The 17,495-nt window shown below is 67.4% G+C and carries 16 protein-coding genes; 8 read left to right on the top strand and 8 right to left on the bottom strand.

From position 1 onward, the window contains the following. Positions 1 to 118: 118 nt before the first annotated feature. A complete protein-coding gene (gene pip, locus TFU_RS11650; protein WP_011292772.1) occupies positions 119 to 1,078 on the top strand; it encodes a prolyl aminopeptidase in 960 nt (319 codons plus the stop codon). A gap of 33 nt (positions 1,079 to 1,111) precedes the next feature. On the opposite strand, the gene TFU_RS11645 is transcribed toward pip, so the two are convergent. After that, positions 1,112 to 2,314: an NAD(P)/FAD-dependent oxidoreductase gene (locus TFU_RS11645; protein WP_011292771.1), complete on the bottom strand. Its 1,203-nt coding sequence runs from the start codon at positions 2,312 to 2,314 to the stop codon at positions 1,112 to 1,114. Positions 2,315 to 2,564: 250 nt separating this feature from the next. On the opposite strand from TFU_RS11645, the gene TFU_RS11640 reads away from it, so the two are divergent. After that, positions 2,565 to 3,506: a 3'-5' exonuclease gene (locus TFU_RS11640; RefSeq protein WP_011292770.1), complete on the top strand. Its 942-nt coding sequence runs from the start codon at positions 2,565 to 2,567 to the stop codon at positions 3,504 to 3,506. Between the two features lie 163 nt (positions 3,507 to 3,669). Here the strand turns inward: TFU_RS11640 and TFU_RS11635 are convergent, their stop codons facing one another. Together TFU_RS11635 and TFU_RS11630 are read right to left on the bottom strand one after the other, a co-directional pair. Next, the gene (locus TFU_RS11635) at positions 3,670 to 4,323 is read right to left on the bottom strand and encodes a TetR/AcrR family transcriptional regulator (RefSeq protein ID WP_011292769.1); all 654 of its coding nucleotides are present in this window, start codon (positions 4,321 to 4,323) and stop codon (positions 3,670 to 3,672) included. A gap of 46 nt (positions 4,324 to 4,369) precedes the next feature. Next, positions 4,370 to 5,062: a heme oxygenase (biliverdin-producing) gene (locus TFU_RS11630; RefSeq protein WP_011292768.1), complete on the bottom strand. Its 693-nt coding sequence runs from the start codon at positions 5,060 to 5,062 to the stop codon at positions 4,370 to 4,372. 522 nt (positions 5,063 to 5,584) lie between these two features. Between TFU_RS11630 and TFU_RS11625 the strand changes: the two genes are divergently transcribed. The 5 genes from TFU_RS11625 to TFU_RS11605 all read left to right on the top strand — a co-directional run bounded on the left by TFU_RS11625 (position 5,585) and on the right by TFU_RS11605 (position 10,380). Beyond that, entirely contained in the window at positions 5,585 to 6,778 is a 1,194-nt protein-coding gene (locus TFU_RS11625) for a PP2C family protein-serine/threonine phosphatase (protein WP_049754969.1), read from the top strand. 5 nt (positions 6,779 to 6,783) lie between these two features. Then, complete coding sequence (locus TFU_RS11620; RefSeq protein WP_011292766.1) at positions 6,784 to 8,445, top strand: sensor histidine kinase; 1,662 nt, start codon at positions 6,784 to 6,786, stop codon at positions 8,443 to 8,445. 28 nt (positions 8,446 to 8,473) lie between these two features. After that, the gene (locus tag TFU_RS11615) at positions 8,474 to 8,905 is read left to right on the top strand and encodes a response regulator (protein WP_011292765.1); all 432 of its coding nucleotides are present in this window, start codon (positions 8,474 to 8,476) and stop codon (positions 8,903 to 8,905) included. An 84-nt stretch (positions 8,906 to 8,989) separates the two neighbouring features. Next, on the top strand, positions 8,990 to 9,505 hold the full coding sequence (locus tag TFU_RS11610; protein ID WP_011292764.1) for a low molecular weight protein-tyrosine-phosphatase: 516 nt from the start codon (positions 8,990 to 8,992) through the stop codon (positions 9,503 to 9,505). 11 nt (positions 9,506 to 9,516) lie between these two features. Then, on the top strand, positions 9,517 to 10,380 hold the full coding sequence (locus TFU_RS11605) for a fructosamine kinase family protein (RefSeq protein ID WP_011292763.1): 864 nt from the start codon (positions 9,517 to 9,519) through the stop codon (positions 10,378 to 10,380). Positions 10,381 to 10,482: 102 nt separating this feature from the next. On the opposite strand, the gene TFU_RS11600 is transcribed toward TFU_RS11605, so the two are convergent. The 3 genes from TFU_RS11600 to TFU_RS11590 all read right to left on the bottom strand — a co-directional run bounded on the left by TFU_RS11600 (position 10,483) and on the right by TFU_RS11590 (position 13,928). After that, on the bottom strand, positions 10,483 to 11,532 hold the full coding sequence (locus tag TFU_RS11600; protein ID WP_011292762.1) for a carbohydrate ABC transporter permease: 1,050 nt from the start codon (positions 11,530 to 11,532) through the stop codon (positions 10,483 to 10,485). After that, the gene (locus tag TFU_RS11595) at positions 11,529 to 12,515 is read right to left on the bottom strand and encodes a carbohydrate ABC transporter permease (protein WP_011292761.1); all 987 of its coding nucleotides are present in this window, start codon (positions 12,513 to 12,515) and stop codon (positions 11,529 to 11,531) included. The genes TFU_RS11600 and TFU_RS11595 overlap by 4 nt, the downstream gene beginning before the upstream one ends. 66 nt (positions 12,516 to 12,581) lie before the next feature. After that, complete coding sequence (locus TFU_RS11590) at positions 12,582 to 13,928, bottom strand: ABC transporter substrate-binding protein (protein ID WP_011292760.1); 1,347 nt, start codon at positions 13,926 to 13,928, stop codon at positions 12,582 to 12,584. A gap of 636 nt (positions 13,929 to 14,564) precedes the next feature. Here TFU_RS11590 and TFU_RS11585 point away from each other — a divergent pair. Next, complete coding sequence (locus tag TFU_RS11585) at positions 14,565 to 15,911, top strand: four-carbon acid sugar kinase family protein (RefSeq protein ID WP_011292759.1); 1,347 nt, start codon at positions 14,565 to 14,567, stop codon at positions 15,909 to 15,911. 210 nt (positions 15,912 to 16,121) lie between these two features. Here TFU_RS11585 and TFU_RS11580 read toward each other — a convergent pair whose 3' ends face one another. After that, on the bottom strand, positions 16,122 to 16,445 hold the full coding sequence (locus tag TFU_RS11580; RefSeq protein ID WP_011292758.1) for a DUF4873 domain-containing protein: 324 nt from the start codon (positions 16,443 to 16,445) through the stop codon (positions 16,122 to 16,124). Then, entirely contained in the window at positions 16,442 to 17,353 is a 912-nt protein-coding gene (locus TFU_RS11575; RefSeq protein ID WP_011292757.1) for an AurF N-oxygenase family protein, read from the bottom strand. The genes TFU_RS11580 and TFU_RS11575 overlap by 4 nt, the downstream gene beginning before the upstream one ends. Positions 17,354 to 17,495: the final 142 nt, after the last annotated feature.

Raw genomic sequence — 17,495 nt, 5'->3', positions numbered from 1 at the left:
CCGGGCAGGAGAACCGCGGTTCCGTGGCGCCGCAGCCCCGCCCCTGGGCTGTTACCGTTGCCGCCTACGCGATTCCGGTCTTCTACCGCAGACCTAGAGCATGTAAGGACACGTGGTGATGCGCACGCTGTATCCGCCGATCGAACCGTACGACAGCGGAATGCTCGATGTCGGCGACGGCCACCGGATCTACTGGGAGCTTGTAGGCAACCCGGAGGGGAAACCCGCGGTGTTCCTGCACGGGGGCCCCGGGGCAGGCTGCACTCCCGACCACCGTCGGCTGTTCAACCCGGAGCGGTACCGGGTGCTGCTGTTCGACCAGCGCAACTGCGGGCGGAGTACGCCGCACGCCAGTCTGATGAGCACCGAACTGCACACCAACACCACGTGGACGCTGGTGGCAGACATGGAACGGCTGCGCCGCATGCTGGGGGTGGAGCGGTGGCTGGTCTGCGGCGGGTCGTGGGGGAGTGCGCTCGCTTTGGCGTATGCCGAGCAGTATCCCGAACGGGTCAGCGAACTCGTCCTCCGCGGCATTTTCACGCTCCGCAGCGAGGAGCTGCTCTGGTTCTATCAGAGCGGCGCCTCCTATCTTTTCCCGGACGCCTGGGAGCAGTACCTCGCACCCATCCCCGAAGAGGAGCGGGACGACTTGATCGGCGCCTACGCGCAGCGGCTCAACTCGCCTGACCCGCAGGTGCGCCTCGAAGCAGCCCGCGCGTGGAGCGTGTGGGAAGCCAGCACGTCCACCCTGTACCCGAACGAGCAGTTGCGCGCCGCCTACGCCGACCCCGAGTACGCCCTGGCGTTCGCCCGGATCGAGAACCACTACTTCGTCCACGGCGGATTCTTCACCCCTGGGCAGCTCATCGAGAATGCGAGCAAGCTCGCTGGTGTCCCCGGGGTGATCGTGCAGGGCCGCTACGACGTCTGCACCCCGGCGAAGACCGCTTTCGAACTGCACCGGGCCTGGCCGCAGGCGGAATTCCACCTGATCGACGATGCCGGGCACGCGTTCACCGAGCCCGGCATCCTGCACCAGTTGATCGAAGCGCTCGACCGGTTCGCTGAAGTGTGAGCGTGTGAGGGCTGCCGCGCGGCAGCCCTCCCGCTACTGCTGCGCGGCAGCCAGGGCGTCGGCCCAGGATGTGGGTTCTTCCAGGAGGGGGCGGTAGCGCATCACCCGGGGTGTGGACCGCATGCCCAGCACTCCGACGAGCCGGTCCTGGCGGCCGACGAAGGCGACGAACTTGCGGTCCGCCACCGAGCCGTGCACGATCTCCACGGTGTCGGCGGGGGAGGCCTGGCCCAGCAGTTGGATTTTCCGGCCGTACTGGTCGGACCAGAAATACGGCACCGGGGTGTAGGGGCGCCGGGCTCCTTCCCCGGCGAGCAGGTTGTGGGCGGCCAGGCGCGCCTGCTCTTCAGCGTTGGCCCAGTGCTCGAGCCGTATCCGGCCGCCGTAGCGGGGGTGGGGCCAGGCGGCGAGGTCGCCGACGGCGTACACGTGGGGGATCGAGGTCGCCAAGTACGGGTCGCAGGAGACTCCGCCCACCTCGGGGTCGAGCAGCACCCCCGATCCGGACAGCCACTCGGTGTTGGGGTGGACCCCTATCCCGGCGACGACGACGGGGGCCGCTACGGAGGTTCCGTCGGCCAGTTCGATCCGCTCGACCCGGTGGGTGCCCGCAAAGGAGGTCACGGGCACTCCGAGACGCAGGTCCACCCCGTGGTCGCGGTGGAGTTCCGCGAAGACCGCGCTGATCCGGGGGTCGACGACCCGCGGCAGCAGCGTGTCCGCGGCTTCCAGCAGGGTGACCTCTGCTCCGAGGGCGCGGGCGCTGGCAGCGACTTCAGCGCCGAGGAATCCCGCTCCCACGACTGCGACCCGGCCGTAGCGCAGCAGGTCGGCGCGGAGCGCTTCGGCGTCGTCCAGGGTTCTGAGGACGTGGACGCCGGGCAGGTCGGTGCGGGGGCGGCGGGCCCGGGCCCCGGTGGCGACCACCACGGCGTCGGCGACAAGGGAGGTCCCGTCGGACAGCTCCACTGCCCGGTCACTGGGGCGCAGCGCCATGGCCCGCACTCCCAGGCGAAGGTCCAGGGAGAGCGCGGCGAGCTCGTCGTCGGTGCGCAGCCACACGCCTTTGCCGGAATTCTGGCTGGTCAAGACTTCTTTGGACAGCGGTGGCCGCTCGTAGGGGCGGTGGGGTTCGTCACCGACGAGCGTGATGGTTCCGTCGAAGCCTGCCTCTCGCAGCGCTTCGGCGGTGGTGAGGCCGGCCATGCCGGCACCGGCTATAACGATGGTCTGCACCTGTTGCTCCGCGGATCGATGGGTTGGACGCGGTGCTGAACGTACAACGGCTGCTCGGCCGGTGCGGCGGGACCCGGCGGGAACCGTGCGCGGCCGGTGCCACTTCCCGGATGTGCCCAGCATCCTCGCAGATGGGAGGGGGAGAAGCTGGGAGGTAGCGGCCAGGACCGTCTCTGGCCGCAGGTAAGGTCAGGGCTGGCCCGCCGCAGCGAGTGCGAAACGGGCTGCGAGACGAGACGAGGAGACGGATGTGCCGCACGAGAAGCGCGCGGGCCACGAGGCTGTGCGGATAGGGGCGCTGAGCCGGCGCCGGGGCAGGTACCGCGCGCGGGACTTGGAGTACGCGGTGGTCGATGTCGAGACCACCGGGCTCCGGCCTGAGGGGGGAGCCCGGGTCTGTGAGATCGCCGTGGTGCGGATGCGCGGGGACGGCACTGTGCTCCGGGAGTTCACCACGCTCGTCGACCCGCGGATCAAGGTCACCGGACAGGAGTTCCACGGTATTGCCCAGGGCGATGTGGTGGGAGCTCCCCGTGCGGCGGAGCTCGTGGCGGAGCTTTGCGCGCTGTTCTCTGGTGCGGTCGTGGTGGGACACAACCTCGACTTCGAAAACGCGTTTCTGACCAGCGAGTTCGTCCCGGCAGGGCTGCCGGATGGGCTGCCCGGCCTGTGCACGCTGCGCACGCTGCGGTCGCAGGTGCATTTGGAGCGGTATTCGCTGGCCCGGGCCAGCCACGCGCTCGGGGGAGACTGGCCGACCGGGCAGCACACCGCTTTGGGGGATGCGCGGGCCTGCGCGCAGTTGCTCGCGGAGCTGCTGCACAACGCTCCGGGGCCGCTGTTCTACGTGGGGCCGGAACCGGTGGTGCTGGAAGAGCGTCCGCAGCAGGCGCAGCTCAAGCCGCGGCGTTCTGCTGCGGGGTCAGTGCGGCTGGCAGGGCCGCGTCCCCGTGCGGTGCCGGTCCGGGAGCTGCGGGCATGGCCGCGGGTGTGGCGGGAGCTGGAGTTGGATCCGGGGCTGTGCACCGGCCGGTTCGACGAAGCGGAGCGGGCGTATGCGGTGGCGCGGGCGCGAACCCGGGCGCGGGTCCGCACCGCGCTGCGGATCGGGGCCGCGGCCGCGGGGATGACCGCGGCCGCGTTGCTGGCGGCGGCGCTCTGCCAGCCGAAGGCTGCCCGGTCGAGCAGCTAGTCGGCAGGCGCCCAGGGACGCGGCAGCGCGGAGCGGGTCGTCCCGTTCAGCCAGCCGGCTCTGCCCGGGGGGAAGATGGGGTGGAGCCCGGTCTGGAGCAGTGGGGTGCCGCAGGGCGGCTGCCTGCTGTCCGGGTGCTGCCGTAAGGGCTGGGACGCGGAGGCTACTGGTCGTTTGCCTGCTCGGTCGGACGGGTGCGGGCCGCGGCTGCGGCGTGGTCCCGGTCGACACCGAGGGCGCGCAGCGCGAACTCGGTGACGAGGATGCGCGCCTCGTCCAGGGCGATCTCCCCACGGACTAGGGGGAGGCGCTGGGAGCCGATGAGTGCGAGCAGGAGTTTGGCGGTGTGCTCCAGGGGAACCGGTTCGAATTCCCCGTTCTCCGTGCCTTGGCGCAAGATCTCCACGAGCAGATGCTGCATCGGCGCGACATGGTCGGCGAGCTGCTGGTAGGCCTGCGGTCCCAGACTGGCGCTGAGTTCAGCGGCGGCCGGGTGCTGGTGTTCGACGATGGCTTCCAGTTGGAAGCTGATGAATCCGGCCAGCCGCTGGATCGCGGGAGCGTCCTGGGGGAGCTCCTCTGCACAGCGCTGTACGAAGTTGGCGGTCACCCGTTCGGTGAACGCCAAGAGCAGCGCGGGCTTGTCGGGAAAGTAGTTGTACAGCGCGGTGCGGGTGATCCCGGACACCGCGGCCACGTCGGTCATGGAGATCTCGTCGATCCCCTGGTCACGGGTGAGCACGGCCACCGCGTCCAGGATGCGGTCGAGCACTTGGGCGCGGTGCGCGGCGATGGTGGGGGCCGAGATCTTAGGCATACCCCTATCGTGGCATGCCTCACCACTGACCGGCCGGGGTTCGCCGTCATCCAAGGTCGCTGGATGAGGCCAGCGCCAGGGAGCGGTTCAGCTCGGCCATCAGTTCGCTGTTGAACTGGTAGGCCTGCCGGACCTCGTCGACGACCCGTGTCTGCTCTGCTTCGTCCAGGTCGAGGGCGTCGAGGACCGCCCGGTAGTTCTTCTTGAACCGGGGCAGGCTGTCCAGACGGTCGAAGATGTAGAACTCGAAGCCTGCGCCGTCGGTGAACCCGTAGGCGCGTTGGACGACGCGCTTGATGACCTGCCCGCCCGACAGGTCGCCGAGGTAGCGGGTGTAGTGGTGGGCGATGAAGCCGGCGGGCCAGTGGACGGTCCACCGGATGCGGTCGGTGTAGGCCCGGGTGGTCGGCAGCGGGGTGATCGTGTCCCGCCAGTCCGGGCCGCACAGGAAGGCGAGGTCGCGCTCCAGGGCGGGGACGCGGTGGAGTTCCGGGAAGTACACGGCACCGCCGACAGGATGGTCGGCGAGGGTTTCGGCGACCTCTTCCAGGGCGGAGTAGATGAAGTAGTGCTGGGCGGCGAGGGCGACGTAGCCGTGGCGGGGCAGGGTGCCGGAGACGAGCGCTTGGGAGAAGTCGTGGGCTTCAGCCGCGTCGTGGGAGGACCGGGTGCCCGCTTTGAGCCGTTCAGAGAAGGTGAGGGAGTCGGACCGCTCCTGGGTTGCCTGTGCCGTGCTCATGGGGATTACTTCCTTTGTGTCCGTTTTAGGAAAGAGGGTGGGAAGGTGACAATCTTGATGACATCATGTCGTTTAAAGTCCACGAGCACAATATTTCATGACGACATGTCGTCATGAAATTGTCCACATCGCTACCCGCACTCCCGCGGCGCGGGTACGCTGGGGAGCCGGGAGCTATCCTGGTCACGAAGAACGACCTACTAACGGTCCAGACCTCACCACGCACCGCTCTTAGGCGGGGTGGGGGACGTTTCCGGCCTGCACTGCTGGCGGCGTGCAGAGCCGGGCCATTATCGTTTGACTGGCATGAACCTTTCGCGAGCCAGCCTGGAGGGAGGACGGAGCCGGGCTGGACGACTGCGCCCGGTGCGCTCGCCCCGCCAGGCGCTCGGCACTCCGGTGTCGGAAGTGGAGGGGAGCCATGACACCGAACCCCGCACGATCTGCTCCCGGGTGCTGAAGAGACAGTCGACGTAGAGGCGGTATGTGGACATTGGACAAGCAGGGCACGGGCCGCCGAACGTGCCCCCACCCCCAGGTACACGAAGCGCACCCCTCCGAGGCGCCGTGGAATCAGTAGACATCCTCCTGATCGAGGACGATCCCGCAGATAAGCTCCTCGTCGAGGAGTTCCTCGCGGACACCGCACTCAACGCCAAGATCACCTGGTTCACCACATTGGCCGAGGCCCGACCGCACCTGGCCTCTTTCCGCGGTTGCGTGCTTCTGGACCTCAACCTGCCTGATGCGCGCGGGATGGACCTGCTGCGCGAGGTCCTTGACGCCGCGAAATCAGCCGCAGTGGTCGTCCTGACCGGACTGGACGACGAGCACGAAGGCATCGCCGCGGTCGCTGCCGGAGCCCAGGACTACCTGGTCAAAGGGCAAGTCGACGGCTCGCTGCTCGCTCGCAGCCTGCGCTATTCGGTGGAACGCCAGCGCGCCGACGAAAACGCGCGGCAGTTACGGGAGGCCGAACTGCACGCCCGGGAGAACATGCGCCTGGAACGAGGCCTCCTCCCGCAACTGTTACTCGACGAGTCCCGGATGGTGCCCCGGTCCTTCTACCGGCCAGGCCGCAAACGCGCCCTGGTCGGCGGCGACTTCTTCGACGCAGTCGACCGCGACGGCACCACCCACCTCATCGTGGGCGACGTCAGCGGCCACGGACCGGACGAAGCCGCGCTGGGCGTCAACCTCCGGATCGCCTGGCGCGCCTTGGTGATGGGCGGGGTCGCGGAAGACCAGTTGCTGACCGCGCTGGAGAAGATCCTCGTCACCGAACGCGCCCAAGACGAGATGTACGCCACCCTCTGCCAGGTCAGCATCGACCGGGACACCGAAGAAGCGCGGCTCCGGCTGTTCGGCCACCCCCCGCCGCTGGTCCTTGGCCCCGACCAGCGCGTCACTGAAGTGCGAGCCGAGCCCGGGCCGCCGCTGGGCATGCTGTTTGACGTCACCGCAGAAGTGGAGCGGTTCTCCTTCTGCCGCGGCTCCACCCTCATGCTCTACACCGACGGCCTGGTAGACGCCTACGACGGCAACAGCTCCGACCGGCTCGGCGTCACCGGGCTCGCCCGCATCGTCGAAGACATCCTCGCCTCGGGCACCCCCATCGGGGAGCTGCCGGAACGTCTCGTAGACGAGGCCGAACAGCACAACGGCGGTCCGCTCCAGGACGACGTTGCCATGCTGCTCATCACTTACGGGAAATGACTCACGTGAACTCCGACACCGCACCGGGGAGCGGAGAGACGTCGGCCACGGGCGGCATCCTCACCCGCCCCTGGTCCCTGCGTCGGCGCGTCATCGTACTGCTGTGCTCCGTAGGCATTGTCCTCATCGCCTCGGTCGCCACCATCATCATCACCGCGCTGGAAGCACGCGAGGCGGTGGTCCGCCAGGTAGAGCAGCTCACTCCCGCACAGAGCGCTCTGCACCAGACCATGGCCGCCTACTACAACCAGGACAACGGCATCCGCAGCTACGCGGCCACCGGAACACTCGACTCGCTGGAGCCCTACGAGCAGGGCCGCCGTACCTTGGAGGCGAGCCTCCCCCAGTTGGAGAAGGCCGCCCAAGACAACCCCGCCATCGACTCCGACATCGAAGCCCTGCTCGCTGCCGGGGAGTCCTGGAGCAGCGAGTTCGCCGAGCCAGTCCTGGACAAGGTGCGCAACGGTGAGGAACTCACCCACGCCGACGTCCAACGCGGTGAAGAACGCTTCAACTATCTGCGGGAAGCGTCCAGCAGCGCCCAGGGGCGCATCAGCGTCGAACTGGACGAAGCCCAAAAAGACCTGGACTCCGCCACCCAGCAGCTCGCCGCTCTGCTGACCCTCGTGGTCGTGGTCATCATCGTGCTGTGCGGCTTCCTGTGGGTGATGCTGCAGCACTGGGTGCTCCGCCCGCTCGACGAGCTCGGCCGCCACCTGCAGCAGGTCTCGGACGGCTACTACGCGCACCGCATCGAAGTGGAGGCACCCCCCGAGATCGAACGGGTCGCCTGCAACGTGGACGCCATGCGGGAGCGCATCGTGCACGAACTCGACGAAGTCGGCACCGCGCGGCGCGCCCTCCAAGAACAGTCGGAGCTGCTGGAACGCCAAACCGAAGAACTGCGCCGCTCCAACCTGGAGCTGGAGCAGTTCGCTTACGTCGCCTCCCACGACCTCCAGGAGCCGCTGCGCAAGGTCGCCAGCTTCTGCCAGTTGCTCCAGCGCCGCTACCACGGGAAGCTGGACGAACGCGCCGACGCCTACATCGACTTCGCGGTCGAAGGAGCCAAACGCATGCAGGTCCTCATCAACGACCTGCTGGCGTTCTCCCGGGTGGGGCGGACCAAGAACTTCACCACCGTGGACCTCAACAGCGCGCTCAACGACGCGCTCGCCAGCCTCGAACCGGCGCTCGAGGAAGCCGAGGCCGTGGTCACCGGGGATCCGCTCCCGGAAGTGCAGGGCGATCAGACCCTGCTCACCCAGGTCTTTTTCAACCTGATCAGCAATGCCGTGAAGTTCCGCGGGGACAATCCGGCCCGGGTGCACATCAGTGTCCGCCGCGAAGGGAACGAGTGGGTGTTCTGTTGCGCCGATAATGGAATCGGCATCGAGCCGCAGTACGCCGAGCGGATCTTCGTGATCTTCCAACGGCTGCACACCCGCGAGAAGTACGGCGGCACAGGGATCGGTCTGGCCATGTGCAAGAAGATCGTGGAGTTCCACGGCGGACGCATCTGGCTGGACGTGGACTCCGACGAGCCTGGAACCCGGATCTGCTGGTCGCTGCCGGTAGACACGGACAAGGACGACGACCAGTCCGACGAAGAGCCATCACCGCTGACCGCGTGGTCCGAACCGGACTCCGCTGGCGCCGACAGATGAGAAGGTTGGGGGATTGAACGAGGTCCGCATGGTGCAACCTATCGAGGTGCTGCTGGTCGAGGACGACCCTGGCGATGCCCTCATGACGCGGGAGGCATTCGCGGAGCACAAAGTCGGCAACCGTCTGCACGTGGTCTCTGACGGGGTGGAAGCCTTGCGTTTCCTCCGCCGTGAGGGCGAGTACGCTCAGGCGCCCCGGCCGCACCTGGTCCTGCTCGACCTCAACCTGCCCCGCAAAGACGGGCGCGAGGTCCTGCAAGAGATCAAGCAGGACGAGGACCTGGCCCGCATCCCCGTCGTCGTCCTCACCACTTCGGAAGCTGAAGAGGACGTCATCCGCAGCTACCAGTTGCACGCCAACGCCTATGTGACCAAGCCGGTCGACTTCGACCAGTTCATCAAGGTGGTCCAGCAGATCGACGACTTCTTCGTCACGGTGGTGCGGCTGCCGAGCCGGTGAGGCTGCCGCTGCGGGCGGACCGTGCTGCGCCCGGAATGCGGGACGGCCGAGCGCAGTGCCGGGTTCTCGACTACGGTTGGTGCCATGAGCCTGCCCGAACCCCGTAACCCCTCTGGTCCGTACCGCATCTGCGTGGTGTGCCTCGGCAACATCTGCCGTTCTCCGATGGCGGAGAAGATCCTGCTCACCGACCTGGCCCGCGCTGGGCTCGCCGACCGGGTCCAGGTAGATAGCGCAGGTACCGGCAACTGGCATGTCGGGGCGGACATGGACCGGCGTGCCGCCTCCACGCTGCGGAAGTACGGCTACCCGACGGGGCATGTCGCCCGCCAGTTCTCCCCCTCCTGGTTCCCGGAGCGGGACCTGATCCTGGCGATGGACACCGACAACCTCGCGGACCTGGTCCGGCTCGCCCCGGACGAGGAGACCAAGGACCGGATCCGCCTGTTCCGCTCTTTTGCTCCCGGTGTAGGACCCAACCCGGAGGTGCCTGACCCGTACTACGGAGGTGAAGACGGCTTCATCACCGTGCTCACCATGATCGAGGCCGCATCGAAAGGGCTCGTCGGAGAACTCACCGCGCTGTTCAGCGCGCGCTGAAAGGGGAACGGGTGAATTCCGTCGCTGCCAGAGTGACCGAACTGACCGGTCGCGAGGTTGCCGCCGTTGCCGAGCGAGGACACAGCCACCGGTGGCATCTCTACCGCGTGGAACTGGCTGACGGGACCCCGCTCTTCGTCAAAGCGCTTCCCGACGACGCCCCGGCACTGGACGGACTTTTCCGTGCCGAGGCGCTAGGCCTGGACTGGTTGGGGCGGTCGTTCGGCTCCCCGGTACCCCAGGTAGCGGGGTGGGACGACCGCACCCTCGCCATGGAGTGGGTGGACGAGCGGCCGCCCACTCCCGAAGCAGCGGAACGGTTCGGCCACCAGCTCGCCGCGATGCACTTGGCGGGCGCCGAATCCTTCGGTGCCACCTGGGACGGCTACATCGGCCCGCTGCCCATGGACAACACCCCGCGTTCGACGTGGCCGGAGTTCTACGCCGAGCAGCGGATCCTGCCCTACTTGCGCCGCGCCGCCGACCGGGGCGCGCTCACCCCGGGCGACGTCCGCCTCGTGGAGAAAGTGCTCGACGCGCTTGACCACCTGGCGGGCGACCCGGAACCCCCGGCGCGGATCCACGGCGACCTGTGGAACGGCAACGTGCTGTGGCAGGACGACGGCGCGGTCGTCATCGACCCCGCGGCCCACGGTGGCCACCGGGAAGCAGACCTCGCCATGCTGGCGCTGTTCGGCCTGCCCTACCTGGACCGGGTCCGCGACGCCTACAACGAGGTCGCGCCGCTCGCCGAGGGCTGGCGGGCCCGGATTCCGCTGCACCAGTTGCATCCGCTGCTGGTGCACGTGTGCCTGTTCGGGGCGGCCTACCGCACCACACTGGTGGACACGGCTCGCGCCGCGCTCCGCGCCTGACCAACCCTGCCGTGGACCGCGGGGAATGAGACGCTGACGGCTGCGGCCCCGGCCAGGGAAGAGCCCTGCCGGGGCCGCACCGTGGACTCACGTCCGTACGGCTCAGCCTTTCACGCTGCCCGCGAGCAGGCCGCGGACGAAGTAGCGCTGCAAAGTGAAGAACACGAGCAGCGGAATCACCATGGAGACGAAAGCACCCGCGGTGAGCCGCTGCCACTCGTTGCCCCGGGTGCCCGCCAGTTCCGCGAGCCGGACCGTGAGCGGTGCCGTGGACACGTCGCCGCCCGCGAAGATCAGCGCCACCAGCAGGTCGTTCCACACCCACAGGAACTGGAAGATCGCCAGCGACACCAGGGCGGGGACGGTGAGCGGGAGCACCACCTTGCGGAACAGCACGCCGTGTCCGGCGCCGTCCACCCGGGCCGCCTCAAAGAGGGTGGTCGGCAGCTGGGAGATGAAGTTGTGCAGCAGGAAGATCCCCAGCGGCAGGCCGAAGATGGTGTGGGCCACCCACACGTTGGTGAACGCGAACGCGCCCGGCAGATCCCAGGCGGGCAGGATCTGGTATCCGCCGATCGTCACCCCCTGGGAGAAGAACCGCAGCAACGGCACCAGGGCCATTTGCAGGGGCACGATCTGCAGGGCGAAGACCCCCAGGAACACCCAGTCCCGGCCGGGGAAGTTGACCCAGGCCAGGGCGTAGGCGGCCAGTGCGGCGAGGACCACCACGAATACCGTGGACGGCACCGTGATGACGAAAGAGTTCACGAAGTAGCTGGCAAGCTGCCCCTGGCCGGGGGAGAACAACACCTCGCGGTAGTTGTTCAAGGTGAGCTGCGGGTCGGAGAACATCGTCCACCAGCCAGTGGTCTTGATCTCCAACTCGGGACGGAAGGAGGAGAGGAACAGGCTGGCGGTGGGCAGTGTCCACAGGACAGCGATGATGATCGCGATGGCACTCGCGGCGGTGCTGGTCAGGCGTTTCCGCACGCGGGCCGCGGCCGACTCGCGGCTGTGGGCCGGGTTCTCCTTCGCCCGCAGCGGTGGGACATGCGTGGCGTAGTCGTCACGCGCCGCGCGAGGCGAGGAGGGCTTGCGCACGCCGCCGCCCCCTTCTTCCTCGGCGGGCGGGGACTGTGGGGACGTGCTCATCGCTGCTCCTCCCTCAGCCGTCGATTGGTGCGCATCTGCAGGATGATCAGCGGGATGACCAGAATGAACAGGAACACCGCAAGCGCCGATCCCATACCCAGGTTGTCGTAGCGGAACGCCTGCGCGTACATCTCGTTGGCGATGACGCTCGTCTCGTACTGGCCACCGGTCATGGTGCGCACGATGTCGAACACTTTCAGTGTCTGCACCGAGATAGTGATCAGCACGACCATGAGCGTCGGCCACACCGAGGGCAGGGTGATGTTCCAGAAGTGGGTCCACACCCCGGTGCCGTCGATGCGGGCCGCTTCGATGATCTCGTCAGGGATGGCTTTGATTGCGGCGGAGAGCACGACCATCGCGAAGCCGGCTTGGACCCAGATCAGCACCACGATCAGCAGCAGCGTGTTGATCGGGGCGTCCAGGAGCCACAGCCGCGGTTCACCGCCGAACCACACGATGATCTGGTTGAGCAGACCGATCTGCTCGGCTTCCGCGGGACGGTAGGCGTAGATGAATTTCCAGATGATGCTCGCGCCGACGAACGAGATCGCCATCGGCATGAAGATCAGCGACTTGGCCACTGATTCGAACCGTTTGCGGTCGACCAGCAGCGCGTAGAACAGCCCGATCGCGGTGGCCAGCACCGGCCCGAACAGTACCCACAGGAACGTGTTGCGGAGGACCACCAGGATTTCAGGCTGCGTGAACATCGCAATGTAGTTGTCCAGGCCGACCCAGGCCGCACCTTTGCTGTCCATGAACGACAGCAGCGTGGTACGGATGACCGGGTAGACCAGGCCCAGGATCAGCAGGATCAGTGCGGGCGCCAGGAAGAGCGTGGCCTGCCACCATTCGGTCCTGGTCTTTCTGGGTCCGGCATCCACGAGGAGCAGCAGGGCGCCGATGACAGCCAGGAAGCCCGCGACACCGATCACCAACCACAGGAGCTTGGGAAGCTCGTCGACAAGGGAGAAACCCATTCCCGTCCTCTTCCGATCGGGGTGGTTCGGGACCGGCAGATGCCGGTCCCGAAGCAGCGGACTGTGTCAGGAAGACCAGGAGTTCTCGATGTAGTCGAGCGTGGCGTCGGTGTCCTCGCCGTTGATCCAGTTGACCATTCCCCGCCAGAACGTTCCGGCTCCCACTTCAGCCGGCATCAGGTCGCTTCCGTCGAAGCGGAACACGGTTTCGGGGTCGCGCAGGATCTCCGCGCCCAGACGGTCGGTCGGAACTTCCAGAAGGTCGAGGTCAAGGCCCTTGTGTGCGGAGAACCAGGCGCCTTCCGCGGCCCGGCTGTTCGCGAACTCCGCGGTAGCCAGGTACTCGCGGACCGCGACCACCTCGGGACGGTCGCTGAACGCGCCGACGAATTCGCCACCGCCCATGACCGGGGTGCCCTGATCCGGGTTGATCGGCGGCAGGTTGAACGCGTACACATCGCCGTCCTCGGCGACCTCGGTGCCTTCCGGCCACTGGGCGGAGTAGAAAGAGCCCATGAGGTACATGGCGCACTGGCCGTCCAGGATGGGCAGGCCGCCTTCCTGGAACGAGGTGATGGCGATGCTCTGCACGTTGCCGAAGCCGCCGTTGACGTAGTCAGGGTTCCGCAGAATGGTGTCGGCCCGGTCGAACGCGTCCGCGATCTTGGAGTCGTTGAACGGGATGTCGTGGTTGACCCACTGGTCGTAGACGTCGGGGCCGTTTTCCCGCAGGACGACGTTTTCGATCCAGTCGGTGCCGGGCCAGCCCGTGGCGTCACCGGATTCGAAGCCGACGCACCAGGGCTTCACTCCGTCGTCAGCGATGGTGTCGCTAAGTTCGATCAGCTCGTCCCAGGTCTGTGGGACTTCGTACCCGTTCTCGGAGAAGAACGTGGGCGAGTACCAGACGAAGGACTTGAAGTTGGCGCCCAGCGGGGTGCCGTACAACTCGCCGTCGAACGTGGCGTAGTCCAGCCAGTCCTCACTCCAGCCTTCTTCGGCCAGCTTCTGGACGCTCTCGGGGGCCGCGACCAGGTCACCGGACTTGGCGAAGCGCTCAAGCAGACCGGGCTGGGGGAAGAAAGCAATGTCGGGCGCGTTGCCGCCGTCCACTTTCACCTGGACTTGGGCTTCGAACTCACCACTGCCCTCGTACTGGATCTTGATTCCGGTGCAGTCGACGAACTTCTGCCAGGCACGTTCCAGCCGTTCGGCCTCGACGTCCCGGATGGAAGCGTAGATCGAGACGGTGCCGCCGATGTCCTGCCACTGCTTGTAGGGTTCGCATTCCGGCGAGTCCGGGTCGGCCCCCGCCGACCCTCCGCCACCGGACAGGTAGGCGCAGCCTCCGGTCAGCAGCACGAGGGAGAGTGTCGCGGCGATTGTGACGCGCGGATCAGGGAACTTGGGCATTCATGTACCTCCAGTACCGCCCGGTCATCGTGTGACCTGCTCCATAGACATCCGATGCAAGTAGTTCTGTCCGTGAAAGTCCACACATTTGGCCGATGCCTGCCGTAACGGTTTTGTCACGTGGAAAGCGTTCCAGTTAGGAACGGATTGCCGCGGTCGCCGGAGATTAGCGGTGTGATCGCTATAAGTGAACAAAACTTGGCAAACACCGGAGGCTTCCCTTTCTTGAGCCTTGTGGGCTTAGGCAGAAGGATAAAACGGGAGGTAGCGGAGATATCAGGCGATATGCCGTGAGTGGGGTGCGGCTGTCCCTCGTCTGTGCGTCCTGCGGCTGCGCTGAGCCCGTCGTATCAGGCAGAAGAGGCGATGAGGGGAGCATTGCTGATCATTGGGGTGCGTGCGACTGAGCCGGGACAGGCCGCCGGAGCCGTCCCCGCCTGCCTGCCCTGACAGCACCGGTGGCCGCGGACCGCGGTAGCGGCCATCGCACCCCGCCACCACCGGACCGCGGAAGCGGACCAGAGGGCCATCGTGGACTTGAGAGGCGCAGGCCTGCAGGCAGCAGGCGCAGCAGAGAACAGGAGCACCGCCGGATCAGACGCGTGATCCAGCGGTGGTGCACGAGAAAATGGTGAAGTGGCACAGGTACTCGTCATCGCAGACGATCTCATCGGCGCGGCTGCGACCGCTGCGCGTTTTGCGCGTGCCGGACAGCGCGTGACCATGGTCGCCCCCGAGCAGGTCGCCCGGGTGGCCGAAGACCACGACGTGATCGTTGCCAACCTCGACAGCCGGCACATGCCGCCCCACCAGGCCACCGACCTCGTCGCCGACGTCGTCGAAGCGGTATGGCCGGTGGGCTTGGTGATCAAGCGGATCGACACCACCTTGCGCGGCAACCTCGGCGCGGAAGTCGAAGCCGCGTGGACGGAAGTCCGGGAGCGCTGTCCGCCGCAGACCCGGCTGCGCGTCATCGTGGTTCCCGCTTTCCCCGCCGCGGGCCGGACGACCGTCGACGGAGTACAGTTGCTGGACGGCACCCCGGTGGACCGCACCGAGGCGGCACTCGACCCGCTCAGCCCCACCGCTGCTGCCGATGTCGCCGAAGTGGTGGCGCAGCAGAGCTCGCTGCGGGTCCGCCGTATCCCGGTGCGCCAGGTCACCCCGGAGCTGTTGACAGCAGAGCTCGCCGCCGGAGATGAACCGGTGGTGCTGTGCGACGCCGACACCACCACCTACCTGGCGGAACTAGCCGAGGCGGCTGCCCGGGCGCACCGGGAGCACGGCATCGTGTGGCTGGCCGCTGACCCGGGACCGTTCGGCGTGCTGTTGGCCGAGGCCCTGCACTTGCACGGCGAAGGCATCACCGCCGGGCCGCTGTTGGCCGCGGTAGGCAGCGTCACCGAGCTGACCGCGCGGCAGCTCGACGCGGTCGTGCGCTCCGGACCGGTGCGCTGGGTCGATGCCGCCCCCGAGGACGTGGAGCGCGAGGACAGCCGGGAGAAGCTTGCCCACACCCTGGCTGATGCGCTGGCCAGCCACGCCTTCCCCGACGTGGTGGTGTTCCGGTTGCGGGCGACCGCGGCGGAGATCGCAGCGTTGCCGCTGCCACAGCGCCGCCTGATTCCGGAGCGGCTGGCGGAAGTGATCGCCACGGCGGTGACCGATGCGCACGAGCAGGACGGGGCGCTGGGACGTCCGAGCGGGATGTTGATCGCCGGCGGCGATCTCACTTCGGCCGTGCTGGATGTGCTGGGGGTTCAGACTTTCGACATCGGTGGGGAGATGCTCCCGCTGACCGTGCACGGTGTGCTTGGCGGGGGAGTGCTGGACGGTGTCCCGCTGATCGCGAAGAGCGGGTTGGTGGGCGACAGTTCCGCAATCGCCGACTGCCTGGGGCGGCTCCGCCGGGCTGTGCAGACCCGGCTGCGGACGGTCCGCGCGGAAGTGGTGGAGCATTTCCCGTTCACGGCGGGCGCCTAGCCTGCATCGGGCAAGTCGAACCGGAGCCGTCCGGCCGTGCACGGCGGCTGTCAGCGGGACAGCGGCGCAGGGCATCCGGGCGTGGAGAACGACGAGGAGGACGGCTGCGGTGTGCAGCGCCGGTGCGCCGCTCCTGCCTGGGGACGACAGGGGCGGTGGGGCGTCGGCGGTGGTCCCGGCGCCCCACCGCTGGCGGGTGGGACCAGAGGGTCAGATCTCTTCAGCGCTGAGTTCAGGGACCGCGAAGGGGGGTCGGCCGCGTCCCCGCACCCGGTAGCCGCCCCAGACGTTGACTTCAACGAGCTCTCCTTTGCCCGCATAGCCTTCCGGGGTGCGCAGCAGGACTGCGCGCTGGCCCTGGCGGAAGAGCCGGTCCAGCTCCGGATCGGCGACGAGCCGTCCGGTCCACCGGTACTCTCCGCTGAGCGGGTCGAAGTGCCCGGCGAGGTGCGCGGTGACGGTGACTTCGGTCTCGTCGAAGACAGCGGTGACGGTGCCGTGGTATTCCTCTTCGTCGTCGCCCATTCCGCTCATGCGGTCTCCTCCAGTACTCCGGCCCGGCGCCACAGCTTCTTCGCGGGCCCTTGGATCATTCCTGCCTCAGCGAAAGTCGCCACGGCCTTGCTGGCCATCCAGGTCAGGCTCTTGCGCCAGTGGGGGTTGCGGCGCGCGGCGCGGCGGGCGGCCTTCGGGTCGAGTCCTACTGCTGCGTAGCAGTCCGGGTGGATGAGCCGCGTGGTGGCGAAGTAGACCACCAGGCCGAGGACCAGGCGGCTGTAGGCCTTGGACAGCCAGCTGCGGTGCTGCCAGGAGCGCAGGAACTCTTCGCGCGCGTAGCGCATGTGCCGGGCTTCTTCCACCACGTGGATCCGGGAGACAGCGCGGACCAGCGGTTCGAGTTCTTCGTCCACCATGGTCTCGCGCTGGAGCTGGTCGAGGATCTCTTCGACGTACAGTGCGGCGCTGAAGGTCAGAGGCGTGTTGGAGATGGTTTTGAAGACCCGGCCGAGGAACTGGGTGAGGCCGTCCACACGGTAGTAGCGGGCACCGAGCTTGCCCACCATCTTGGCGAACATCACCGAGTGGCGGCATTCGTCGCCGATCTCGGTGTAGGCGTACTGGATGTGGTTGCTGGTGGGGTCGCGGTCGTAGGCGTGGCGGACGAGCATCTGCATCAGGATCGTTTCGAACCAGATGCCGATGCTGGCGATGCTGGCGGTCTCGTGCCTGCTCAGTTCTTTGCGCTGGGCTTCGCTGAGCTGCTCCCACAGTTCGGTGCCGTACAGCGAGACCCGTTCGGGGCGGATGGCGTAGCGGTCGGGGTCGATGGGGGCGTCCCAGTCGATTTCGACGAGCGGGTCGAAGGAGGCTTTAGCCGAGGAACGCAGGAGCCGTTGGGCGATGTCCTCGCGGTCAGTGATGGCCTTGGCGGGTGCGGTCATCGCGGTTCTCCTCCGGAAGTGGTGGAGCCGGTGGGTTCCTGGGGACGGAACCGTCCCCAGGGGTCGCACAGGGTGGAGCGCGGACACCCCATGTTTCCTACGATGAACGTTACAATGACTATTGTCACAATTCAATGGGGTA

The sequence above is a fragment of the Thermobifida fusca YX genome (assembly GCF_000012405.1).
GTDB classification, from domain to species: Bacteria; Actinomycetota; Actinomycetes; order Streptosporangiales; family Streptosporangiaceae; genus Thermobifida; species Thermobifida fusca.
Note: the sequence above shows the minus strand (reverse complement) of the source record. Positions and strands in the feature narration are given on the sequence as shown.